Source organism: Algoriphagus sp. TR-M9, from assembly GCF_027594545.1.
Classification (GTDB): domain Bacteria; phylum Bacteroidota; class Bacteroidia; order Cytophagales; family Cyclobacteriaceae; genus Algoriphagus; species Algoriphagus halophytocola.
Window position 1 is genome coordinate 4,438,266 of record NZ_CP115160.1, and the last position, 22,248, is coordinate 4,460,513.

Genomic DNA, 22,248 nt, shown 5'->3' on the forward strand with positions numbered 1-22,248 from the left:
AGAATAATGCCTCCATCATCAAATCCACTGCCAAGCGGCTGAAGTCTAACAAAACCACGGGGGGCGCCAAAACGATGGATTCAAAATAGAAAATAATCTAAGCGCCAATGGGCGAGTGAAAACCCTCCAAATATTCAATCCATTAACTATCGCTTTGGAGGATAAATCTTAACAAGAATTGGTTTATTGAACAAAACTTCATTATTATGAATCATCTCTGGCTCGGGAATCATGTTTTCCAATTCACTTTCCAGATTGTTTTGTAGCTCTTTTTTAGGTATAGTGATCATCTCGCAGATGACTGGAAAAACATGCATTCCATCTGGAATATTACTCAACTTAGCTTCTAAAATGTAACTACTTAATTTTTGATTGAGCTCCTCATTACGTTGAACTACTATAAGCGGTGTTTCTTTAGAAAATTCAGCTTCAATGACCTTGTTCTCTTTTAAGGTCAATTTTAAGTAGTAACCCAAATATTGATTAGTATTCTTTTCCCAGTCATCAAAGATTAGCGGATACCAACTGACATGTCTCTGGACAAGACTTCTAAAATCAGTTTCACTCTTTTGATCTTGCGCATATATGTTTGAAAACAGCATCAGGCAAATAATAAGGAAGAATGATTTTATCTTTTTCATGGGTTTATAATTTTTTTATGGTCACATGGAATCTTCGCATGAATTATAATCATCCCTCTGTGTGTCGCTTCGGGTCATGCTTGATTTCATAATATTTAGTTGCATTTAGTCCCTTTTGAACCTGATCTGTATTGTTGATTATTTGAGTAGAAGATAAATCATCCAAATCAGTAGATTGCGAGTTTAATTCCATCGACAAATAGTTTTGGGGCTTCCTGATCATTGTTATACCCTCTCAGCTAATGGGCTGAACCAAGTAGTTCATTCACAATCGGTCTTTCTATCCTAATTTTTTCTTGACCGATATATTTACGTCCGCCAATCAAAAAACCAAGCTCTTCATCTAAGTTGTCAGTTCTTTCATTTTTATCATTCCAAATTAGAAACACCGGATAAACAATGCGCCAAGGCTCATTAAACTCTATCCCCTTTTCAACTAAAATTGCCTCTATTCGTTCTTCTGATAGCTTCTTTCGTCTTTTAATATTTTCCGGCGTATTTTCCGAAAAGGAAACCCTCACTTTTTCACCATAATAGACTTCGAATGAAAATGCTATATATTTTTTCTCATCAAGATCCTTCGGGTGATGTAATACAATAGGTTGTAAACTTTTTCGCAACTGCATAAAATCGTTCTCCTGTTTATTAGAAGTTGATTGTGCAGTCGTAACAATTGGAACAGCAAACAAAACAAGGAATACTAAAATCATCTTTTTTCATAGGTATTTCAATTACATTTTGTTCCCTTTAGCCCCGATCTGTGTTGCAAGTTTGTATTTATTATTTCCTGTTGTTCAGTAATCGACAGGCTATCCCAAGAGCTTGTTTTGTGGAGTCCACCCCAAGATAGGTCCAAGGCGTCAGCTTCACTTATATTATATCTCTCAGTCAAAGATTCGGATAGTCTATCCAGATATTCATAATGTTCTTTTGTAACCACAGCATTTTCCCAATCCATCTCCAGAGGCTGATTATCAAAGGTGGTTTTCTCTGCCAATTCCCCTTCCATGAAAGTCCGGATCAGCTGAAGCTCATCTTGGGAGATCTTCAGATCCTGTTCCTTCGTACAGGAAAAAACTATCGTGGTAAATAGCAAGGCCGAAAATAATCGACCAAGCGATTTATTCAGATAAATGCATTTGGGGGAGTAAAATTGGTTTTCATAGAATTTGATTGGCTAAATGTCTAAAAACTTCTTTAGTTTATTGATTTGCAGGGATAAATCAAAATCTGAAATTGTAATTTTCAATAATCCACTTTAAAAAAAACTGATAATTATAAGTCCTGTATCTTTACCCCATCACTCCCGCTGAGAAAAACGCTTTTCTGATCAAATCCACCGCTAAGCGGCTGAAGTCTAACAAAGCCATGGGGGGTGCCAAAACGATGGATAGCCCAAGCTAGCGAACATCCCCAAAATTTTTAGACTGAATGTTCCTCAAGCCAAATATTAATGGTCAGACCTTACCTTATTTAGCTGGTACAAAATCTACATGAATTGCAGTGTCTTGATCTAATTTGATTTTCAGAGGGTAGTCGATTGAGGAAAGATTCTTGAGTGTCTGAGGAAAATAGCCTAGCTTAGCGATGGATAAAGCATAATCATTTATACCTCCCTTATAATTAATAAAAATTAATCCTTTGCGCATAACTATTTTATCTAACCAAAAAGAAATTCCCTTATTTAATAATTCGAGAACTATTTTCGCTATACATGAATAACAAAATCCTTTTTTTTAGAAAAAAACACGAAAAATAATAAAACATACTTATTCTATATAAAAATATTCCCTCAATCCAACCTACTTTCTGGATATCTAATACTAGAGAATCCGGAACGGGATAATAAAGCAGTATAGATGAAATAGTATGGTCAGTTTTTCCAAACTCAACAATAAATTTTTCTCCATTTTTCGCCGAATATAAGCCTTTCCAACTCGATCCCTCCATTTTTTCTCCATCTTTGTAAAAAAACAAACTGAACCGAAGAGTCTGACTTTAGCCCTACACTTGAACCTGTAACTTCTCCAACAGTATATAACTTTTCATAAGAATCATAATAAAGGTTGCACAAAACCAAACATAATAACCTCAATACAAACCCTAAAATTAATTTTTGCTTATCACTCATATTCTGCCTCATTCTTAATCCCTGTATTACGGTGTTTCTCATAATATTCATCTAAGAATGAAATTATAGGAAGGATTTCACCTTAAATGCGCAGATTCTTAAAGTTCTAATTCTTAAATATATTATCATATAGCCCAAATAATTCCATCCTCTTTCTTTTGAACTGTGTAAGTTTTGGAGGAGGTTCTTTCCACCCGTCCAAAGGGACCACAATTCTTATAGAATCTGGAATTGGGTAATAAAATAATGCTTTTGACAATTCCACTTTATCCTTTGCAAATTCGACAATATACCTATCACCTCTTTTAATTTTATAATCTCCAATTCCGGTTCCCCCTTCATATACATGCCCTTTATATTTGAAGGTAAATTTGGCAACAGTTCCTGATTTTAGCCCAGTTTTCATCCTCTCTACAGTTCCAATAGTATATAATTTCTCATAACAATTATAGTAGATGTTCCAAAAGATGATACCAATAATACAAACTACAACCACAGTAAAAAGCTCTTTTCTATTACTCATCTTTAACCCCTTCCTTTATTCCTGTTCATAAAGTGTTTCTTAAATTATTATTAAACCTATAGAGGTGACCAGTTAATATCATATCAAGTCAGCAATGTAGATTTTCTCCTTACTGACCATTCTGGTGATCAAATTATGGAAGATCGTCTCCTTGTTCTGTGAGCGGTTGATTCTGTAGGAAAACTCACATAGGTAGCGGTCAATGTGCCTTTTGCTTACCCAGGAAAACGTTGTCCTTAACCACGATTTCAGCTGATGGATCATGGTATGAATAGTTTTAAAATTTAACCCCAATTCACTGGGGACTTGTTTGATGGCAAAGTCCTTTTTGATAGTACGATATCCTTTCCACTCGTCTGTCTGAACTTGGGCATTTCTGTCGATGTGGCTCTCAAAGATGGGACGCAGCGATTTGGCCGAAAAATCCTTGATCTGTAATGCATAAAACCGTTTGACTTTTCCATCCCCAGTAAGTTCTACCGCGCATACCACCTTCTTTTTCTTGCCCCCATAGCTTCTACCTGTATGTCCAGCCTCCTGGCCCCCTACGACGAATTCATCCACATGAACTTCTCCCTTCATGGGATGATTTCCGCTCGATTTCATGGCCTCACGCACCTTGTGCATGAAACTCATGGCTGTTTTACGATTAATCTCATACCGCTTGGCCATATACATCGCAGAGAGACTTTTGGTACTTGTGCTCATCTCAAAGCAGATATAAAAGGCCTTTACAAGACCAAATTTGACTTTATGGAAAAGGGTGCCTGCGCCAGCACTTTCTGTATCGCTACATTTATTGCAGGTACGAGCGTAATCTTTCCGGGTTTGACTGCCAAGGTGGCCACACTTCCGGCACGTAAACCCGTCTTTCCACTTGAGTTCCGCCAAATACTTTTTACAGTCTAGTTCGCTTTGGAACCTTTTACTAAACTCTATAAGTCCTTGCCCTTTAAAAATATCCATTATCTGCTTGTTTGAAAGCATAAATATATGAAATTAAACGGTCACCTCTATAAACCTATTATAAAAATTTAGCTGGTACAAAATCTACATGAATTGTAGTGTCTTGATCTAATTTGATTTCCAGAGGGTAGTCGATTGAGGAAAGATTCTTGAGTGTCTGAGGAAAATAGCCTAGCTTAGCGATGTATAAAGCATAGTCATTTATATCTCCCTTATAATTAATAGAAAATTTTCCTTTAGCATCAGATATTTTTCCTGATACATAATGATCTTTATAAAGTAGAGAATCTTTATGCTTTAATAATAACGTTACCTGATCAATTGAGTTATTATTCTTTGCATCAACAATACTCCCTGATAAAGTACCATTATAATATTTAGAACTACAGGAAAGTATATTTGTGATTAATATGAAAATAATAATTGTTTTAACAGCCTGCATCATCCCCTTTTTTATTTGATCCGCCAATTTGTTCAACATTAATAACGTTTAATATTCTAGACCTATCTGAGGAATTTAGAAAGTTTTCAACAAACCATGGACTTATTGTATAGTTTCCGCTTCCATTTGAATCATAATGAGTAAGTCCGCCCCAAGAAAGATCTTTGCAATATTGCATTGAGATATTTAACCCTTTTAGTTGACTATAGTCGTATAAGCCTTTGGCGATCTGATCTGCAAAATTTGATGCTATTAATGCATGCCCTTGGTTCGGAACTAATTCTTGTACTATACTAAACCAATTATTACCCATAAGTTTAGATTTTTCCTCAACTGTTAAAGTTAAATTTTGTACTGTTACAAAGTAGGCATGAACTGCTTCATGCAATATAGTTCGAACTATAGATAAGTTTGTGGCATTTGACAGATTTGTATTGCTTATTGTAGTTGTTACTCCGTTATTATAAAACGGACTTGTAGATGCGTTTGATAATCCGGTATTTCCACTTTTTAATGTCCAATTGAACCCTCCACTTTGTTGTGAAAAGCTTGATACAATTGTTCCCGGTCCACTATCAAGAGTTGTTAATTCAATCAAAATATTATTAATGCAAGAATCTAATTGTTTGCTTTCAATTTCAAAAACTTTGTGGTAATTTCTACCCCCAATTATCCCTTCATTTCCACAAACCTTTACCTCCTGCCTGCTAACCTCTCTCCAATCAGAACAAGTATATAATGTCCCACCTATCCAATAACAATCTTTTTCTAGATACCTAATGGTTACAGTTTCACATTCCACTGGCATATAAGCTTTTGGATCAGATAATGCCAGTCTTTTAAAATGCAAATCCCCGGGCTGGAACTCCTTATTAAAACTCATATACAGATAAGCCTCCAAAGATGTTTTATCCGGTACGGAAGTCAATTCAGTAAAGCTGAATTCCTCTCTGATCTCTTCCGTATCCAAAGTCATAAAGGAATATTCCCCGATTTTTGAACGGGGTACCAAGAGCCGGGTTTCCACCTCTTGGTATTTCGATACAAAGCCGTTCAATGGGTAATGGAGAGGTATTTCATAATGTTCTTTTGTAACCACAGCATTTTCCCAATCCATCTCCAGAGGCTGATTATCAAAGGTGGTTTTCTCTGCCAATTCCCCTTCCATGAAAGTCCGGATCAGCTGAAGCTCATCTTGGGAGATCTTCAGATCCTGTTCCTTCGTACAGGAAAAAACTATCGTGGTAAATAGCAAGGGCGAAAATAATCGACCAAGCGATTTATTCAGATAAATGCATTTGGGGGAGTAAAATTGTTTTTCATAAAATTTGATTGGTTAATTGTCTAAAACTTCTTTAGTTTATTGATTTCCAGGGATAAATCAAAATCTGAAATTGTAATTTTCCATAATCCACTTTAAAAAAAACTGATAATTATAAGTCCTGTATCTTTACCCCATGAATCCTGCCGAGAAAAATGCATCCATCCTCAAATCCACGGCCAAGCGGCTGGGATTTGACTTTTGTGGGATAGCGAAAGCAGGATTTCTGGAAGAGGAAGCTCCCAAATTAGAAGAATGGCTGAACCGGAATTACAACGGGCAAATGGGCTATTTGGCCAATCATTTTGACAAGCGCCTTGATCCTACCAAACTCGTGGAAGGTGCCAAAACAGTGGTGTCGTTAATTTACAATTATTACCCCGAACAGAAACTTCCCGAAGCCCCAGATTCCATTAAACTCGCCAAATACGCCTATGGAGAGGATTATCATTTTGTGATCCGGGAGAAGCTTAATGAGTTTCTTGAAATCCTCAGAGAAGAAATTGGAGAAATTGACGGTCGAGGCTTTGTCGATTCCGCACCTGTCATGGAGCGGCAGTGGGCACAAAAAGCAGGTTTGGGTTGGCTTGGGAAAAATAGTCTGCTGCTGAATAGGGAAATGGGAAGTTTCTTTTTTCTGGCAGAATTGATCATTAACTTGGAAGTGACACCGGACATTCCATTGGCAAAAGATTACTGTGGCACTTGCACAGCCTGCATCGATGCTTGTCCTACGGATGCCATTGTGGATAATGGTGTGATCGACGGGTCCCGCTGCATTTCTTATCTGACGATTGAGCTGAAAGATGCCATCCCTAGTGAGTTTAAAGGCAAAATGGAAAACTGGGCTTTTGGATGTGATATCTGTCAGGACGTCTGCCCTTGGAATAGATTTTCCAAACCCCACCAAGAACCCAGGTTTCAACCACATCCTGAACTAGCGGGATTTTCCAATAGGGACTGGGAGGAAATCACCGAGGAAACTTTCCGAAAGGTTTTCAAAAAATCAGCAGTAAAGCGCACTAAACTTGCTGGACTGAAAAGAAATGTCGATTTTCTGAAATCAGAATAACCACATCAGAGATCTTATGAGTCCTAAAGCTCCAAATCTTAAATCAGTACAGCGGCTTTTCAAGCCCAAGAGAAAGAAAAGAAAGAATATCAAGGTGGGTTTGGCTCCTGGGACACTTGTTTATACGGGCGAAAAGGAGCTGCAGCAAGTGAATATCAACCTCATCACCTATGATGATTTTGAGTTGCTGGAAGAATCCATTCAGCTTAGTGAGTTGGAGCAACGAGTGAGTGAGAAGAAAAGGGTGCTTTGGATAGATGTAGTGGGGCTACATGATGTGGATATACTGGAGAAGATAGGTTTGCTGTTTAATATCCATAAATTGACGATGGAGGACATTCTGAATGTGGATCAGCGACCGAAATTAGAGGCATTTGATGACTATATTTTTGCTGCTCTCAAGATGATCCAGTGCCAAAGCCCAGAATCCCCTATAGATGATGAGCAGATCAGCTTTGTCTTAAAAGATGGGATTCTGCTGACCTTTCAGGAGAAAAAGGGAGATGTATTTCAGTCCGTTCGAAATCGACTGGCAGATCAAAAACGTGCAATCAGGCAGCGCAAGGCGGATTATTTGCTTTACGCTCTGCTGGATGCGGTGATCGATAATTACTTTATCGTCATGGAAAACGTAGGTGAGCGCATAGAGAATCTGGAATCCCAAGCCATGCTCGCACCGGATAACCAAACACTGAATGCGCTTTATGTACAAAGAAGAGAGATGATGGATCTCCGCCGGACAGTCTATCCACTTCGTGAAGTAATCGGATCTTTTGACAAATACGCGGATGACAAAATCAGCGCGGAAACCAGGCCTTTTATCCGGGATTTGTATGAAAATACTATCCAGGTAATTGAAACTATGGAAGTCTTCCGTGATATGTCATCGGGTGTGCTGGATCTATATATGAATAGCCTATCGAACCGCATGAATAACATCATGAAGGTGCTGACCATCATCTCCACAATCTTTATTCCACTGAGTTTTGTGGCGGGGGTGTATGGGATGAACTTTGACCATATGCCCGAACTGCATTTTAGGTATGGGTATTTTTATGTGATCGGGGGAATGGCTCTAGCAGTGCTGGGAATGCTCTATTTTTTCAGGAGAAAGGACTGGATCTAAATTTATTTTAACTTTAAAATCGTTTCCTTTCTTCCATTTTGAAGCAGCATTGTTTCTTCATCAAAGTCGTAATATCTCACTTGATCCAGAAGATCTAAAAATCTGGATTCAAAGTTCATGTTTTGACAGGCCATTCGTGTTGCACTGACTTTAGAAAAGCGAATTGCTTTATCCTTATCAATCTCGTATTCTCCGGTAATACGATTACAGCCACCACTGCCATTGATTAAGCTATTTTCTGAATTGAATATCAAATGTGCATCATTGGGTGATCCTGAAGTCTGGACTGGTGTGCCCATCATTTCGACCAGCGTAAGGTGTTTTCCATACCAGTTTTTATTCGGAAAAGTATCTGAGCTACAGCTGGCCAAAGTGAAAATAGAAAGGATGATCAGTAATTTTCTCATAGTTGCTTGGTTTTGCGTTCCTGCTTTTGTTCCAGCAGTAAACTGCCAAATCCAGTACAAAGACCCTGCTAGAAAGTTTACCCAAATGCTTTCAGGCTGATGTCCAGACTTTTCACAGAGTGTGTCAAAGCGCCCATTGAAATAAAATCCATGCCGCATTCGGCTACATCTACCAGCGTTTCCTCAGTTATTCCCCCGGATGCTTCAGTTTTGAATTTGGTGCCGATCATTTCTACTGCTTTTCGCATGGTATCATAGTCCATATTGTCCAGCATGATAAAATCTATTCCTCCTACTGCTAGCACTTCTGCTACTTCATCCAGATTTCTGGTTTCCACTTCTATCTTCAGATCCAGCTTATTGGCTGCCAGATAGGCCTTGCAGTTTTCTATAGCCGGTCGTATGCCACCGGCAAAATCCACGTGATTGTCCTTCAGCATCACCATATCATATAGTGCAAAGCGGTGATTTACACCTCCTCCGATGAGTACCGCCCATTTTTCCATCATCCGGAAATTAGGAGTAGTCTTCCGTGTGTCCATGAGTCTGGCTTTGGTATGGAGGATTTTCTGCGTGTATTGATGTGTTAGAGTGGCGATTCCGCTCATGCGCTGCATGCAGTTCAGCACTAGCCTTTCCGAAGAAAGTATGGATGCAGAGGCTCCTTTGACGATTAGACCTATATCTCCGTAGCTTACCCGATCACCGTCTTTTACCAGGAGATCTACCTGAAGATCAGGATCAAAAGTTCGGAAAATCTGCTCCGCCAGCTCCACACCGGCGATGATTCCATTGTCTTTGATGAGCAGTTTGGCCTGGCCGGTTTTTCCTTTGGGAATAGAGGATAGTGATGAGAAATCACCGGGCCCGATATCTTCGGCAAGAGCAGCAGCTATGAAGGAAGAAATGGCTTCTTCGCTGAGGTAGGAAGGTTTCATGCCCAAAAATAGGCAATCCCAGCAGGTAAATTTCCTTTTTTAAGGAAATGCTTTAGCCTTTAACAAACTCCAGACTATAAACTCTGGATTCGGAATGCTGAGTGGAGACTTTGATAATGACTTTATATGGGCCGGCATCACTTTGATATTCACCTATATAAGAGCTCATGGCTGGATTAGAATCACTTCTGAACAGGATTTGAAATCCCCGCGAAGGATTTTTTCTGAAAAAATCCCTCAAGACTACCTCTGCTTGGCTTTTAGAATAATCCCCCTGCTGCCCGTTTACATTTAAAGATATGCTGGAATCAAAATAACTGGCCAGATCACTGCTGGAACTGCTTTCTATGGCCGTAATGATGGAGTCAATAGACTGCGGAGCCACCCAATCAACCGAGGGAGAATGGCTGAGTAAAAAGATTGAAAGTATTATGCCTAATGCCGCGTTCATCGCCCTTGCTAGGCAAATACTAAGCCAAAAAAGGAATTATAGGATGCATTTTAAAGTTTATGAATTGCACGCTTCCAAGTTTTGTCTTATCAGGATTTAGGGGCTACTTTGCTCAAGAAAATAATATATTTGCGGAATGGATAAGAAAGTACTTTTAATGATTTTGGATGGTTGGGGAATCGCTACCAACCCGAATGTTTCTGCTATAGATAAGGCTAAAACTCCTTTTGTCGACGGCCTTTTTACCAAGTATCCTCACTCCAAACTGGAGGCGTCAGGACTTGCTGTGGGGCTTCCTGCCGGACAAATGGGAAATTCTGAAGTAGGGCACATGAACATAGGTGCAGGAAGGGTGGTCTATCAGGATTTAGTAAAAATCAATCTGGCCGTAGAAAAAGGAGAATTGAATTCGCACCCTGTGCTAGTAGAAGCTTTTGCCAAAGCCAAAGCTGGGGGAAAGAAAGTTCATTTCATGGGATTGCTTTCCGATGGAGGAGTTCATGCCCATATCACGCACCTGAAGGGACTTTGTGATGCGGCTAAAGCGAATGGACTGGAAGATGTCTTTATCCATGCATTTACCGATGGAAGAGATACTGATCCCAAAGGCGGAATAGGCTATCTTGAAGACCTCAATGAGCACTTGAAAAATTCCTCTGGTCAGGTAGCCTCGGTGGTGGGGAGATACTATGCCATGGACCGTGACAATCGCTGGGAGCGAGTGAAGCTAGCCTATGACGCGATGGTAAGAGGAGAAGGAGAAAAGTCAAAGGACATCATCGCAGCCATGCGAAAGTCTTATGAAAATAACGTTACAGATGAGTTTATCAGGCCTATCATCCATGTGGGTGCGGATAATAAACCTATAGCCACCATTGCAGAAGGAGATTTGGTGATTTGCTTCAATTTCCGGACTGACCGGGGCAGAGAAATCACCCAGGCACTCACGCAGAAGGATTTTGAGGACTTTAACATGAAAAAGCTGGATGTGGATTACATCACATTCACGAATTATGATGCGACTTTTAAAGGGGTAAAGGTGCTTTTTGAAAAGGATAACCTGAACAATACCCTTGGAGAGGTACTGGAGCGAGCAGGTAAAAAGCAGATTCGAATCGCGGAGACGGAAAAGTACCCGCATGTGACTTTCTTCTTTTCAGGAGGTAGAGAGACTGAGTTCGAGGGAGAAAGCAGGTTGCTTTGCCCATCTCCTAAAGTGGCTACCTATGACCTGAAACCAGAGATGAGCGCATTCGAAATTGCCTCTAAAATCAATGGAGAGCTCAAAAAGAAAAGTGCAGAATTCATCTGTCTAAATTTTGCCAATGCCGATATGGTGGGCCATACCGGAGATTTCGATGCAGCGGTCAAAGCCTGTGAAGCTGTAGATGCTTGTGCAGATAGTGTGATCACCACTGCGCTGGCAAACGAGTACACCGTAATTGTAATAGCAGATCATGGCAACAGTGACATGATGATCAATGAAGACGGCACACCGAATACTGCCCACACTACCAATTTGGTACCCTGTATCATGGTAGACAAAACTGATGTGCTTAAAGTTAAAGACGGTAAATTGGGTGATCTAGCTCCGACTATACTGAAGCTGATGGGCATAGCACAGCCGGAGGACATGACAGGAGATATCCTATTGACTGAATGATGCTACGCCTTTGTTCCTCTTTTATGTGGGTGATATGGGGTTTCGCATTGGGGCTTTCATCCTGTGCCGAGCCACCCAAAACTACCTTGGAGGAAAAGCCATATTTTGACCTAAAAGGATTTTTGGAGATCCAGATTGATGCTTTGGACGGTACAGAAGTGCGTAAGCTGTCCAAAATTCAGGATCAGGAGGAAACAGTAAATGTATCCTATGATCGGGAGGACTGGGAGGAAGAGTTTGAAGTGTTTACCCAAGCGGATATCAATAATCCATCTTCCGTAGATTCCTATCAGACTAGCGAATCAGCATCTAGTCTCAGTCATGAACTCAAGCCCAAAGCCAAGTCTAAAGTGAAGTATATAAAAGTTTACTTTGCAGGGGATAAGGTGGAGCGGATAGAACTGAGGATAGCAGAGGATAATCTCTTCTACGCTTCGGAAACCCTGGGGGAGCTAGTGATGAATACCTCTACCAATCTCATCGATCATTATTCTATAGAAACCACCCAGAAGATCTGGTTTCTGGATCCGAATAATATGAGCATAAAAGGAGATATAGAGCAATAAAATCTAAATAAAATAGGCATCCATTACGGATGCCTATTTTTTTATCTATCAAATAGCGGTGGCCTTTTGTCCTGCCAATCGCTGTTTTTCTGGATATAGTCTCCCATCAGTACCAGTTTTTCTTCATCGAAAAGATTTGCAAGTAAAGTGATGGAAGTGGGGCTACCATTTTCATTAAATCCATTAGGCAGGCATAGTGCCGGATGTCCAGTAAGGTTGGTGATCTGCAGCTGTTGTCCACCATAGCTTGGCGTGACGATGATGTCAAAGTCCTTCATCAGTGCGTGCATTTCCTCGATCAGAACGGTACGCTGACGGGCTGCTTGCACATATTCTACAGCCGGAATGAAGCGTGCTGCCCGGAACAAGTTAGGCCAGGCATTTTTATGCTGTGCGACTAGCTGGTCATCCCATCCTAAGCGGGTGAGCTCATCAAAAGCTGCCGCACCCTCTACCATCAGCATGAGCTGAATGGCGCTTGGATTTACGGAGGTTTTTAAGGTTACCGGATGCAGCTCAATTCCCTGATTTCTCAATAGATCGAGTATTTCTTCATTGTTTTTGGAGCCTGCATCATCTCCTTTGAAAAATTCCTGGAAATAGCCCACTTTGAGCTTTTTCGGGTCTGATTTTGCAGAATAGTTGAATGCTGCCTGGATCGAGCTGGCATCCATGGGATCTGCCCCATTCAATACCGAAAGTATGATCCCATTGTCTAGTGCTGATCTGGAAATCGGCCCGATTTTATCCATAGACCAGCTCAATGCCATTGCTCCATTTTTGCTTACCCGGCCGTAGGTAGGGCGAAGCCCAGTCACTCCATTTCTGGTGGAGGGAGATACGATGGACCCTAGCGTTTCAGTGCCTATGGCAAAAGGAACTAATCCTGCACTGACTGCCGAAGCAGAGCCGGCTGAAGAACCACTAGACCCTTGTGTAAGGTTCCAAGGGTTTTTGGTGACTCCACCATACCATACATCACCCATCGCCAGAGCTCCTAGCGTGAATTTTCCGACCAGCACTCCTCCAGCCTCATCTAGTTTTTGTACCACGGTAGCCGTTTGATCAATTTCCTGATCCTTGAATGGCATAGCTCCCCAGGTGGTTTTGGTACCTTTGACAGCGAGCAGATCCTTGATTCCATAAGGTATTCCGTGAAGGGGCCCTCTGTATTCCCCCTGGGCAAGCTCTGCATCCATAGCTTTTGCCTTCGCTATAGCAGTTGCTTCCATCAGGGTGATGAGACACTGAAGGGTGTCTGAGTGGGTTTTTATTCTATCCAGATAAATTTTGGTTAGCCGTTCACTGCTCAGTTTTTTGGATTTTATGAGGCTGGCTAGTTGATGAATAGGCAAGTAGGCGATATCGGCTTCTCTTTCTGGTAGGGCCACCTGCTCATCCATACCCCATTCAAGTGGGTTTTGGGTTTGGTCAGGTGTGAACCCTTTAGGTAAGGGGTTGAAAACAAGTGCCGGGGAGACGGAGTTATCAAGGGTATACTCCCTCAGCGACTCATAGCGATTGCGTTGATTGTTTAGTGTGCCTATCATGCTGTCTTTTTCCGCTGGAGAAAAAGAGAGCCCGATCAGGTCTGCGGCATGATCAACGGCAGAAGGGGTGATTTCTCCCATTTTTTTGCCGAAGGTGAAGCCTAGTGCCAGACAGGTGGCTGCGCCTAAAAGCATAAAAAGGCGAGGACTAACTGTGTTTTTTGATTCCATTGAATAGTTTTGTGTTGGTGGTAGCTTGAAATTGATCTTGTAATTTCTACTACCTAAGATAAATAACCTTATGGACCCAAAGTCTCCTTTTCCAGTTTTTCCTATGCATTTTCGTGGAATTCTCCTTCTTGCGGGGATGTACACCTTAGCTTGGTCTGCGATATTTAATCTGATGGATCAGTCCATTTTACTATGGCTGGCCGATGGAAACGAGCAAGTGGCGGAGTTAAGCCTGCGCTACTATGGGGGATTTGGGGTGTTGGTAGGGCTGTTGATATTTTTCAGCGCATTTTATCCGATTAGCTGGGTCTACTTGATTTTAGCTGGAATCACAGGCAAAATCATTTTGGCAATCTGGTTTGCGCTTGGATACATTCCTGAGTTAGGCTGGAACAAGCGCACCGGCTTTCAATTGATTTTTAATGAAGTGCTCTGGATCATTCCACTGATCACCGTTTTTCTCAGGGGCTGTCAGGTAAAAAATTATCTGGCGAAAAACCCGGAACAATAAAAAAGGAAAGCTATGGTGGGCTTTCCTTTAGTAGGGTGACAAAAATGGCCTAATCAGGTCACCAAAATCAAGATTAACAAAATAATGATGATGGCACCTACAGAGATGTAAACTCCACCTCCGGCTCGCTTAGCTTCCTTTTTCATTTCCTTTAGTTCCATTCTCACATCTTTGATTTCCTCCTTGCTCATAGTGCTGAAATCCATTGCTTTGATTTCATCTATTCTCGCCTCGATTTCGGCGAGCTGTTCCGTTTGGGCTTCCGTAAGTTCAGTTTTCTCATTTTTACCCTTAGTATCATTGGCAGGTGCAGCGACCAATACTTGGGTGGAAATAAATAGTGCAAAAACAGCTAATAATTTTTTCATGGATTAATGGGTTATGGTCCGGTAAGCACCTTGTCCAAAATTGCCGCCAAAGCCTGTCGCTCCCTGTGGGGAATTGGAGGAATTTTGGCTCTCTCCTAGCCAAAAATTCGTAACTTACCCGACTAATTTACCAAAGATCTTTTACTGAAAATCATCCTGAAATGTCCCAAAAACAGCCCTGCAAGCTATTTTTACTTGATGCTATGGCGCTTATCTACAGAGCCCATTTTGCTTTCAGCAAAAACCCCAGAATAAATTCCAAAGGCTTGAATACAGGCGTCATGTTGGGCTTTACCAACACCCTGCTTGAGGTCATAGATAAGGAAAAACCTACCCATATTGGGGTGGCTTTTGATACCCACGCCCCCACTTTCAGACATGAGCAGTTTGAGGCATACAAGGCCAATCGTCAAGAGCAACCCGAAGATATAGGGATCGCCATACCTTGGGTGAAAGAAATAGTCAAAGCTTTCAATATTCCGATTTTGGAACTGGACGGCTACGAGGCAGATGATATCATTGGTACTTTGGCGAAACAAGCGGAGAAGGAAAACTTCACCGTCTACATGATGACACCGGACAAGGATTATGGCCAGTTGGTAGACGATCATATTTTCCTTTATAAACCGGCCTTTATGGGCAATGGAGTAGATATCATGGGGCCAAATGAGATCTGCGCCAAGTGGGATATTGAGCAGGTGGATCAGGTCCGGGATATTTTAGGACTGATGGGAGACGCAGTGGATAATATTCCGGGAATACCTGGCATAGGGCAAAAAACAGCTGTGAAACTGCTTAAGATTTATGGTACAGTGGAGGAATTGGTGAAGAATACTGCCGATCTGAAAGGAAAGCAAAAGGAGAATGTAGAAAACTTTGGGGCACAGGGAATCCTTTCGAAGGAACTTGCGACGATCAAGTGCGATGTGCCCATAGTTTATGTCAAAGAAGACCTGAAGTACGAGGGAATAGATGAGGAAAAGGTCCGTGCGATTTTTAGTGAATTGGAATTCAGAACACTGGCAGCCCGGGTTTTCAAGGGGTCTGATCAAAAGGGTGCAATTCAGAAAAATGAACAATTAGGCCTATTTGGAGAGGCTCAAGCACCAACTGCAGCGAAGGCAGGGGAATTGGATTTTGAGGAAGAGACTGTAAATGTGGAGATACCTAAAGCTCCAGAGACCATACATAGCAATGCACACCATTATCACAAAATCAAAAGTGACGCTGAGATCAAGGAGTTGGTAGGATACCTCATGCTCCAAAAGGAACTTTGCTTCGATACCGAAACCACCTCTGTGAATGCCATGGAAGCGGAATTGGTTGGGATTTCCTTTGCCTATGTCTCTGGGGAGGCATATTACATACCTTGCCCTGAAGACCGCAAGGAGACCATGAGGATTTTAGACTTGCTGAAACCGGTGTTTGCAAGTGAAGGAATAGTGAAAATCGGGCAGAATATTAAGTATGATATTCTGGTTTTGAAAAATTATGGGGTGGAAGTAACAGGCATTTTGTATGACACCATGCTGGCCCATTACCTGATCGATGCGGATGGGAAGCACTCCATGGACTGGCTGGCCAAGCAATACCTGAATTATGAGCCTGTTTCTATCACAGAGCTGATTGGGAAAAAAGGCAAGAATCAGGGGAATATGCGTGATGTGGATGAGGATAAAGTTACCGCTTATGCCTCTGAAGATGCGGATATTACCTTAAGATTGAAGGCCGAATTTGATCCGCTTTTGAAAGAAAACAAGCTGGAGAAGCTTTTTCATGAGGTAGAAAACCCTTTGATAGAAGTACTGGCCCAGATGGAGTTTGAAGGGGTGCGCATCGATATGGACAGCCTTGCGGACATGTCGGTTTCTCTGGAAAAAGAAAGTAAGGAAATCGAAAACAAAGTCTATGAAATGGCTGGTGTGCGCTTCAATCTGGCTTCGCCAAAGCAATTGGGTGAGGTGCTTTTTGATAAATTAAAGCTAGACCCCAAGGCCAAAAAAACAAAAACCGGTCAGTATGCCACGGGCGAGGAAGTGCTGAGCAAACTCGCCGCAGAGCATGAGATCATCCAAAATATCCTGGATTATAGGCAGATGGTCAAGTTGAAATCTACCTATGTAGATGCGCTGCCTACCATGATCAATTCCAAAACCGGAAGAATTCACACCACCTATAATCAGTTTGTGGCGGCTACAGGACGGCTTTCCTCGATCAATCCAAACCTTCAAAACATTCCTATTCGTACCGATAGAGGGCGTGAGATCCGTAAGGCCTTTGTACCTAGGGATGAAAACCACATTCTTTTGGCGGCAGATTATTCTCAGGTCGAGTTAAGGATTATGGCTTCTTTTTCAGGAGATGAGTCCATGATCGAGGCATTCAAAAACGGACGGGATATCCATGCCACCACAGCGGCAAAGATTTTCCAGGTGCCGCTAGAAGAAGTCACTTCAGATATGCGTAGAAAAGCCAAAACAGCGAATTTCGGAATTATTTACGGGATTTCCGCCTTTGGGCTATCTCAGAGGCTATCCATACCAAGGGGAGAAGCGAAAGAAATTATCGATGCATATTTCAAGGAATTTCCTGCGGTAAAAGAATACATGGATGGTGCCATAGAAAAGGCCAAAACAGATGAGTTCGTGGAGACTATTCTTGGTAGAAGAAGGTATCTGCGTGATATCAACAGCCGAAATGCCACCATGCGGGGCTTTGCTGAGCGAAATGCCATCAATGCACCCATTCAGGGATCAGCTGCTGATCTGATCAAAGTAGCTATGATCGACGTGTATCAATGGATGAAAAAGGAAAACCTCAAGTCCAAAATGATCCTACAGGTTCATGATGAATTGGTTTTTGATGCGCACAAGGACGAAGTGGAAATTCTAAAAGCCAATGTCCCTGGCCTGATGTCCAACGCCATCAAAATGGCTGTTCCGGTAGAGGTAGAAGTGGGGACTGGAACGGATTGGTTGCAGGCGCACTAGGTGGTATCTAGACGTTAGACATAATATCAAGTACTTCAGTACTCGGCGTTCGGTGTTCATCATTTGAAATTGTAAGATTGAAAAAATTTGAAAGAAATAAATCCTCCTAGTCCACTAATTAAAGGGGGAGTTGCAAAACCTGAACTTCACAACTTGATTCAACCTCCGAGGATCAGCAAGGCTCGTAAATCAAAAAGCTTAATTCATACTTCTAAATGGCCAAAATAAAAACCACCTTCTTTTGTCAGAACTGCGGAGCTCAAAGTCCAAAATGGATAGGCAAATGCCCCGCCTGTGGAGAATGGAATACCTATGTGGAAGAAGTAGTTCAAAAGGAGGAATCCGGTAAAGGATCTTGGAAGACGGCTTCATCTGGAACCAAAAAAACCAGCACTCCAAAGAAAATCCAAGAGGTCAATTACGAGGAAATGCCACGCTATATCACCGCAGACGTAGAGCTCGACCGGGTTTTGGGCGGAGGAATAGTGCCTGGGTCTCTGGTACTAATCGGAGGTGAACCGGGAATAGGCAAATCAACTTTGATGCTTCAGATAGCCCTGATCCTAAAAGGCAAAAAGATACTCTATGTCTCAGGTGAAGAAAGCGAAGCGCAAATCAAGATGAGGGCAGACCGGATGGATGCTAAAAATCCGGACTGCTATGTACTCTCTGAAACAAATACTCAGCATATTTTTCAGCAAATAGAAGTTCTGAAGCCTGATTTGCTGGTGATTGACTCCATTCAGACCTTGCACTCTCAGCATGTAGAATCTGCTGCTGGTTCGGTGTCGCAGGTTCGGGAGTGCACGGCCGAGTTAATGAAATTTGCCAAAGAAACCGGAACCCCTGTTTTCCTGATCGGTCATATCACCAAAGACGGTTCCATCGCCGGACCTAAGGTTTTGGAACACATGGTAGATACTGTATTGCAGTTTGAGGGAGATAGGCATTTGACTTATAGGATTTTAAGAACCTCCAAAAACCGGTTTGGATCTACGCACGAGCTGGGAATCTATGAAATGCGAACAGAAGGGCTGCGGCCGGTTTCCAACCCCTCTGAAATACTACTTACCCAGCGGGAAGAAGTATTAAACGGCGTAGCGATTGGCGCTATGGTGGAAGGCAATCGCCCTCTGCTGATAGAAATACAGTCATTGGTAAGCCCGGCCACCTATGGGACTCCGCAGCGGAGCAGCACCGGACATGATGCCAAGCGTCTTAATATGTTGTTGGCTGTTTTAGAAAAGCGTGGCGGAATGCGGCTGGGGCAGCAGGATGTGTTTTTAAATGTAGCCGGCGGACTGCGGGTGGATGATCCGGGCTTGGATTTGGCAGTTTGCGCCAGCTTGATCTCCAGCTACGAGGATACGCCGGTTTCGGAGGAGATTTGCTTCGCTGGAGAGGTGGGCCTGGGCGGAGAAATCCGGGCCGTACATCGTATCGAAAACCGAATAGCAGAAGCTGCTAAATTGGGCTTTAAAAAAATCGTAGTTTCCAAATATGCGGTCAAAGGGCTAGACCTGAAGAAATTTCAAATTGAGGTCTTGGCTTTCAGTAAATTAGATGAAATGTATGCTAAGATTTTTTGAGAAAGGGATAGCTTACATTTCGATTTTGGCGTAGCCGAAATTCACCGAAAAATCAACACACCAAATTAATACATACTGGTATTTGACTAAATCCACATTCTCTGGAAGATCATATTCGTAATCTCCTTCCAGGCCTTTCAAAGCGCCTAGGGAAATAAATTCAGTGGCTTGGGTATCAGTGGCCAAATATACTTCCAAGAGCGGGCCGTCATCTGATTTGAAATCCGTGAAGGAAAGGATTTTGGTGCTGGTGTCGGCTTTGGCTTTACCAGAGGTGGGATGAGCATCTGCTATAAACTCCCCCATGTACATGCTGGTATTTTCTTCCTGCATTTCTGAAGACATTTCCATATCATCCATGTCCATAGGGAGATCCATGTCTTCATTTTTCATGCATGATGAAAGTGCTGCCAGAGAAAACAGGAGAAGTAAGAGCTTGATATTCATAGTTTTATTTGTTTTTCTTTCTCCCAAATAAGGTACTAAATAAAAAGCACTATCGCTTTTAGAAAACGCATTTATATTGATGATGATTAGGTGAAATGTTTTCTAAATGATTGGTATCCAGGGTTGATTTTGCCTTAATGAATCCAAAAAGATTATCTTGAATAGCAAAATCAAATGATAGGCAATGCGCAACCAACTTTTTAAGTCCAGTTATAAAGATCCTAATATTACGTACAGAGGGTTAAGTCCTTCTAGATTGGACAATCTCACCGATGCTGTATTTGGAATTGCGGTAACGCTTTTGATATTCAATGTCTCCAGCCCGGACTCTTTGCAGGATCTTATAGTTTTCACCAAAACCCTTCCTGCTTTTTTGATCAGTATTGGGTTTTTGATCGTAATCTGGCAGGAGCATGTACGGTTTTCTGAAATTTATACACTCAGGGGTTCTTGGTTGATTTTCCTGAACTCACTCTTTATCGCTCTGATTATTTTCTATGTGTACCCATTGCGATTTTTGACACTTTTTTTGACCAATCTGATCTTTGGGGCTGAGCTTTCTTTGCAGATTTCGCCAATTGAAATTCCCGATTTGATGATTTACTATGGTGGGGTAGCCTTTGCTTTATATTTCGTGGTTTTTTGGTTCTATTATTTTGCCTTAAACAATCGGGAATCTTTAGGCTTAAGTAACTACGAAGTCTTTCATACCAAATATCAGCGCTTGAGAATTGTAATCATGTTCACAGTTCCCTTAATTTCAATCCTGTTAGTTTGGCTGATCCGTTCATACTCTATTACCTGGGCGTCTTTCTTGGGAGGGATGGTTTATGGATTGTACACACCGGCGATTATGCTGTGGGTGAAATCTTATAAAAAGGCGGCCAAAAGTATTAATTAGCAGTGGCGAGGGTACAGTTTTGACTGGCTAAGCAGGACAGCACCTGACGGTATCCCACGCTGTTTTGCCTTATCTTAAACCTTAGAATTGAATAAACCTATAGAAACCCTATTTCCATGCTTTTTCATCACCTTAAAATCTTATCCTTATTTCTAATCGGTTTTTTTGCCGTTTCATTTGCTCAGGCCCAAGAGATAAAGCAGGAATTCTGGCCGGATGGATCGCCTATTTCTCCTTGGTTTCATGACTATACCAAAGTGAAACTAGAAGACCTCGGTAAGCAATATCTGATCACAGCGCATGGAGTCATTGAAGATAGTACCAAGCTCCAAACGGAAAAAATTCAGCAGATAATAGATCAGGCGAGTGAAAATGGAGGTGGGGTGATCGTCATTCCCAAGGGGACTTTTCTCAGCGGGGCGCTATTCTTTAAGCCAAAAACTCACCTTCATCTCTCAGCAGGAGCAGTGCTCAAAGGTTCTGATGAGATTGAAAATTATCCCTTGATCCCATCCCGAATGGAAGGCCAAAATCTGGATTATTTTGCAGCACTGGTCAATGCCTATGGAGTGGATGGCTTTACCATTTCCGGCCATGGAACCATCAATGGCAATGGACTGAAGTTTTGGGAGGCATTTTGGCAGCGAAGAGCAGAAGACCCAAACTGTACCAATCTGGAAGTTTCCAGACCCAGACTGGTTTTTATTTGGAAAAGTAATGATGTACAGCTTCAAGATGTAAACCTGATCAATGCGGGTTTTTGGAGTAGCCATTATTACCAGTGTCAAAACATTAAAATTCTGGATTTGACCATTACTTCACCTCATGAACCGGTGAAGGCACCTAGCACTGATGCGATCGATTTGGATGTGGTATCCAATGTGCTGATCAAGGGCTGTTACCTCGCTGTAAATGATGACGCCATCGCGCTAAAAGGCGGTAAGGGACCTTGGGCTGATGAAGATCCCAACAATGGAGAAAATACCAATATCCTGATCGAAGACAGTGAATTTGGGTTTTGTCACGGTGCGCTTACCAATGGCAGCGAGTCTATCCACAATAAGAATGTAATCATGCGGAATATCAAAGTTCAGGATGCAGTCCGGCTACTCTGGCTGAAAATGCGTCCCGATACTCCACAGCATTATGAATACATTACCTTGGAAAATATCAGCGGGAAGGTTCGCAGTTTTATCTATGTCAAGCCTTGGACTCAGTTTTTTGATCTGAAGGGGAAAGAGGAAGTGCCTATCTCTACCTCTGAACATATCACCATGAGAAACATGGACGTGGAGTGCGAGATCTTTTTTGACGTGGCGATAACGGAACACGATAGACTTTCGGATTTCACCTTTGAAAACTTGATTATCCAGGCAAACAATGCGGATTTTAAGCCTGATTTTGTGGAGGGGTTTGAGGTGAAAAATGTGGAGGTGAATGGTAAAAAGTTGGATTGAGATTTAAAACTAAGGTT

At 41.8% G+C, this 22,248-nt stretch carries 22 protein-coding genes; 9 read left to right on the plus strand and 13 right to left on the minus strand.

What is annotated here, in order from left to right; all coding sequences use genetic code 11:
- Window positions 1-146: 146 nt before the first annotated feature.
- The 7 genes from PBT90_RS18935 to PBT90_RS18965 form a co-directional block, all read right to left on the minus strand.
- The gene (locus PBT90_RS18935) at window positions 147-641 is read right to left on the minus strand and encodes a hypothetical protein (RefSeq protein ID WP_264808061.1); all 495 of its coding nucleotides are present in this window, start codon (window positions 639-641) and stop codon (window positions 147-149) included.
- Window positions 642-880: 239 nt separating this feature from the next.
- Window positions 881-1,351 carry a hypothetical protein gene (locus PBT90_RS18940; protein WP_264808063.1) on the minus strand — a complete coding sequence of 157 codons (471 nt, stop codon included), beginning with the start codon at window positions 1,349-1,351 and terminating at the stop codon, window positions 881-883.
- 17 nt (window positions 1,352-1,368) lie between these two features.
- Window positions 1,369-1,650, minus strand: a complete 282-nt coding sequence (locus tag PBT90_RS18945) for a hypothetical protein (RefSeq protein WP_264808064.1) — start codon at window positions 1,648-1,650, stop codon at window positions 1,369-1,371.
- A 1,228-nt stretch (window positions 1,651-2,878) separates the two neighbouring features.
- Entirely contained in the window at window positions 2,879-3,295 is a 417-nt protein-coding gene (locus PBT90_RS18950) for a hypothetical protein (RefSeq protein ID WP_264808065.1), read from the minus strand.
- 78 nt (window positions 3,296-3,373) lie between these two features.
- Complete coding sequence (locus tag PBT90_RS18955; protein WP_264808066.1) at window positions 3,374-4,261, minus strand: IS1595 family transposase; 888 nt, start codon at window positions 4,259-4,261, stop codon at window positions 3,374-3,376.
- A gap of 58 nt (window positions 4,262-4,319) precedes the next feature.
- Complete coding sequence (locus PBT90_RS18960; protein WP_264808067.1) at window positions 4,320-4,742, minus strand: carboxypeptidase-like regulatory domain-containing protein; 423 nt, start codon at window positions 4,740-4,742, stop codon at window positions 4,320-4,322.
- Complete coding sequence (locus tag PBT90_RS18965; protein WP_270130681.1) at window positions 4,690-5,871, minus strand: hypothetical protein; 1,182 nt, start codon at window positions 5,869-5,871, stop codon at window positions 4,690-4,692. The genes PBT90_RS18960 and PBT90_RS18965 overlap by 53 nt, the downstream gene beginning before the upstream one ends.
- A gap of 289 nt (window positions 5,872-6,160) precedes the next feature.
- Here PBT90_RS18965 and queG point away from each other — a divergent pair, with 289 nt between their 5' ends.
- Window positions 6,161-7,096, plus strand: coding sequence for a tRNA epoxyqueuosine(34) reductase QueG (gene queG / locus PBT90_RS18970; RefSeq protein ID WP_264808069.1), 936 nt, complete (start codon window positions 6,161-6,163; stop codon window positions 7,094-7,096).
- Window positions 7,097-7,112: 16 nt separating this feature from the next.
- Entirely contained in the window at window positions 7,113-8,222 is a 1,110-nt protein-coding gene (gene corA / locus PBT90_RS18975) for a magnesium/cobalt transporter CorA (protein WP_264808070.1), read from the plus strand.
- Window positions 8,223-8,224: 2 nt separating this feature from the next.
- On the opposite strand, the gene PBT90_RS18980 is transcribed toward corA, so the two are convergent.
- From PBT90_RS18980 to PBT90_RS18990, 3 genes are all read right to left on the minus strand, one after another.
- Window positions 8,225-8,629 carry an META domain-containing protein gene (locus PBT90_RS18980; protein WP_264808071.1) on the minus strand — a complete coding sequence of 135 codons (405 nt, stop codon included), beginning with the start codon at window positions 8,627-8,629 and terminating at the stop codon, window positions 8,225-8,227.
- A 77-nt stretch (window positions 8,630-8,706) separates the two neighbouring features.
- On the minus strand, window positions 8,707-9,567 hold the full coding sequence (gene nadC, locus PBT90_RS18985; RefSeq protein WP_270130684.1) for a carboxylating nicotinate-nucleotide diphosphorylase: 861 nt from the start codon (window positions 9,565-9,567) through the stop codon (window positions 8,707-8,709).
- Window positions 9,568-9,619: 52 nt separating this feature from the next.
- The gene (locus PBT90_RS18990; protein ID WP_264808073.1) at window positions 9,620-10,018 is read right to left on the minus strand and encodes a DUF4783 domain-containing protein; all 399 of its coding nucleotides are present in this window, start codon (window positions 10,016-10,018) and stop codon (window positions 9,620-9,622) included.
- A gap of 136 nt (window positions 10,019-10,154) precedes the next feature.
- Here PBT90_RS18990 and gpmI point away from each other — a divergent pair, with 136 nt between their 5' ends.
- Entirely contained in the window at window positions 10,155-11,681 is a 1,527-nt protein-coding gene (gpmI, locus tag PBT90_RS18995) for a 2,3-bisphosphoglycerate-independent phosphoglycerate mutase (protein WP_264808074.1), read from the plus strand.
- Window positions 11,678-12,247, plus strand: coding sequence for a hypothetical protein (locus PBT90_RS19000; RefSeq protein ID WP_270130687.1), 570 nt, complete (start codon window positions 11,678-11,680; stop codon window positions 12,245-12,247). The genes gpmI and PBT90_RS19000 overlap by 4 nt, the downstream gene beginning before the upstream one ends.
- Before the next feature lie 41 nt (window positions 12,248-12,288).
- On the opposite strand, the gene PBT90_RS19005 is transcribed toward PBT90_RS19000, so the two are convergent.
- Window positions 12,289-13,968 (minus strand): amidase, encoded by a 1,680-nt coding sequence (locus tag PBT90_RS19005; RefSeq protein WP_270130689.1) that lies wholly within the window; start codon window positions 13,966-13,968, stop codon window positions 12,289-12,291.
- A 70-nt stretch (window positions 13,969-14,038) separates the two neighbouring features.
- On the opposite strand from PBT90_RS19005, the gene PBT90_RS19010 reads away from it, so the two are divergent.
- Window positions 14,039-14,479, plus strand: coding sequence for a hypothetical protein (locus PBT90_RS19010; protein ID WP_264808077.1), 441 nt, complete (start codon window positions 14,039-14,041; stop codon window positions 14,477-14,479).
- Between the two features lie 53 nt (window positions 14,480-14,532).
- Here PBT90_RS19010 and PBT90_RS19015 read toward each other — a convergent pair whose 3' ends face one another.
- Window positions 14,533-14,847 (minus strand): hypothetical protein, encoded by a 315-nt coding sequence (locus tag PBT90_RS19015; RefSeq protein ID WP_270130692.1) that lies wholly within the window; start codon window positions 14,845-14,847, stop codon window positions 14,533-14,535.
- Window positions 14,848-15,008: 161 nt separating this feature from the next.
- On the opposite strand from PBT90_RS19015, the gene polA reads away from it, so the two are divergent.
- The gene (gene polA, locus PBT90_RS19020) at window positions 15,009-17,837 is read left to right on the plus strand and encodes a DNA polymerase I (protein WP_264808079.1); all 2,829 of its coding nucleotides are present in this window, start codon (window positions 15,009-15,011) and stop codon (window positions 17,835-17,837) included.
- Window positions 17,838-18,052: 215 nt separating this feature from the next.
- Entirely contained in the window at window positions 18,053-19,426 is a 1,374-nt protein-coding gene (gene radA, locus PBT90_RS19025) for a DNA repair protein RadA (protein ID WP_264808080.1), read from the plus strand.
- 12 nt (window positions 19,427-19,438) lie between these two features.
- Here radA and PBT90_RS19030 read toward each other — a convergent pair whose 3' ends face one another.
- Window positions 19,439-19,873: a DM13 domain-containing protein gene (locus tag PBT90_RS19030; RefSeq protein ID WP_264808081.1), complete on the minus strand. Its 435-nt coding sequence runs from the start codon at window positions 19,871-19,873 to the stop codon at window positions 19,439-19,441.
- A 184-nt stretch (window positions 19,874-20,057) separates the two neighbouring features.
- Here PBT90_RS19030 and PBT90_RS19035 point away from each other — a divergent pair, with 184 nt between their 5' ends.
- Both PBT90_RS19035 and PBT90_RS19040 read left to right on the plus strand, forming a co-directional pair.
- Window positions 20,058-20,774: a TMEM175 family protein gene (locus tag PBT90_RS19035; RefSeq protein ID WP_264808082.1), complete on the plus strand. Its 717-nt coding sequence runs from the start codon at window positions 20,058-20,060 to the stop codon at window positions 20,772-20,774.
- 116 nt (window positions 20,775-20,890) lie between these two features.
- Window positions 20,891-22,231, plus strand: coding sequence for a rhamnogalacturonidase (locus PBT90_RS19040; RefSeq protein ID WP_264808083.1), 1,341 nt, complete (start codon window positions 20,891-20,893; stop codon window positions 22,229-22,231).
- Window positions 22,232-22,248: the final 17 nt, after the last annotated feature.

What these genes read in the sequence shown, in the direction of transcription:
- PBT90_RS19015 (WP_270130692.1), bottom strand. Translation starts at nt 14,847, where the DNA reads ATGAAAAAATTATTAGCTGTTTTTGCACTATTTATTTCCACCCAAGTA.
- PBT90_RS18950 (WP_264808065.1), bottom strand. Translation starts at nt 3,295, where the DNA reads ATGAGTAATAGAAAAGAGCTTTTTACTGTGGTTGTAGTTTGTATTATT.
- PBT90_RS19010 (WP_264808077.1), top strand. Translation starts at nt 14,039, where the DNA reads ATGGACCCAAAGTCTCCTTTTCCAGTTTTTCCTATGCATTTTCGTGGA.
- PBT90_RS18980 (WP_264808071.1), bottom strand. Translation starts at nt 8,629, where the DNA reads ATGAGAAAATTACTGATCATCCTTTCTATTTTCACTTTGGCCAGCTGT.
- PBT90_RS18935 (WP_264808061.1), bottom strand. Translation starts at nt 641, where the DNA reads ATGAAAAAGATAAAATCATTCTTCCTTATTATTTGCCTGATGCTGTTT.
- PBT90_RS18945 (WP_264808064.1), bottom strand. Translation starts at nt 1,650, where the DNA reads ATGGAAGGGGAATTGGCAGAGAAAACCACCTTTGATAATCAGCCTCTG.
- queG (WP_264808069.1), top strand. Translation starts at nt 6,161, where the DNA reads ATGAATCCTGCCGAGAAAAATGCATCCATCCTCAAATCCACGGCCAAG.
- PBT90_RS19005 (WP_270130689.1), bottom strand. Translation starts at nt 13,968, where the DNA reads ATGGAATCAAAAAACACAGTTAGTCCTCGCCTTTTTATGCTTTTAGGC.
- polA (WP_264808079.1), top strand. Translation starts at nt 15,009, where the DNA reads ATGTCCCAAAAACAGCCCTGCAAGCTATTTTTACTTGATGCTATGGCG.
- gpmI (WP_264808074.1), top strand. Translation starts at nt 10,155, where the DNA reads ATGGATAAGAAAGTACTTTTAATGATTTTGGATGGTTGGGGAATCGCT.
- PBT90_RS19035 (WP_264808082.1), top strand. Translation starts at nt 20,058, where the DNA reads ATGCGCAACCAACTTTTTAAGTCCAGTTATAAAGATCCTAATATTACG.
- PBT90_RS18965 (WP_270130681.1), bottom strand. Translation starts at nt 5,871, where the DNA reads ATGGAAGGGGAATTGGCAGAGAAAACCACCTTTGATAATCAGCCTCTG.
- corA (WP_264808070.1), top strand. Translation starts at nt 7,113, where the DNA reads ATGAGTCCTAAAGCTCCAAATCTTAAATCAGTACAGCGGCTTTTCAAG.
- nadC (WP_270130684.1), bottom strand. Translation starts at nt 9,567, where the DNA reads ATGAAACCTTCCTACCTCAGCGAAGAAGCCATTTCTTCCTTCATAGCT.
- PBT90_RS19040 (WP_264808083.1), top strand. Translation starts at nt 20,891, where the DNA reads ATGCTTTTTCATCACCTTAAAATCTTATCCTTATTTCTAATCGGTTTT.
- PBT90_RS18940 (WP_264808063.1), bottom strand. Translation starts at nt 1,351, where the DNA reads ATGATTTTAGTATTCCTTGTTTTGTTTGCTGTTCCAATTGTTACGACT.
- PBT90_RS19030 (WP_264808081.1), bottom strand. Translation starts at nt 19,873, where the DNA reads ATGAATATCAAGCTCTTACTTCTCCTGTTTTCTCTGGCAGCACTTTCA.
- PBT90_RS18990 (WP_264808073.1), bottom strand. Translation starts at nt 10,018, where the DNA reads ATGAACGCGGCATTAGGCATAATACTTTCAATCTTTTTACTCAGCCAT.
- radA (WP_264808080.1), top strand. Translation starts at nt 18,053, where the DNA reads ATGGCCAAAATAAAAACCACCTTCTTTTGTCAGAACTGCGGAGCTCAA.
- PBT90_RS18960 (WP_264808067.1), bottom strand. Translation starts at nt 4,742, where the DNA reads ATGTTGAACAAATTGGCGGATCAAATAAAAAAGGGGATGATGCAGGCT.
- PBT90_RS19000 (WP_270130687.1), top strand. Translation starts at nt 11,678, where the DNA reads ATGATGCTACGCCTTTGTTCCTCTTTTATGTGGGTGATATGGGGTTTC.
- PBT90_RS18955 (WP_264808066.1), bottom strand. Translation starts at nt 4,261, where the DNA reads ATGGATATTTTTAAAGGGCAAGGACTTATAGAGTTTAGTAAAAGGTTC.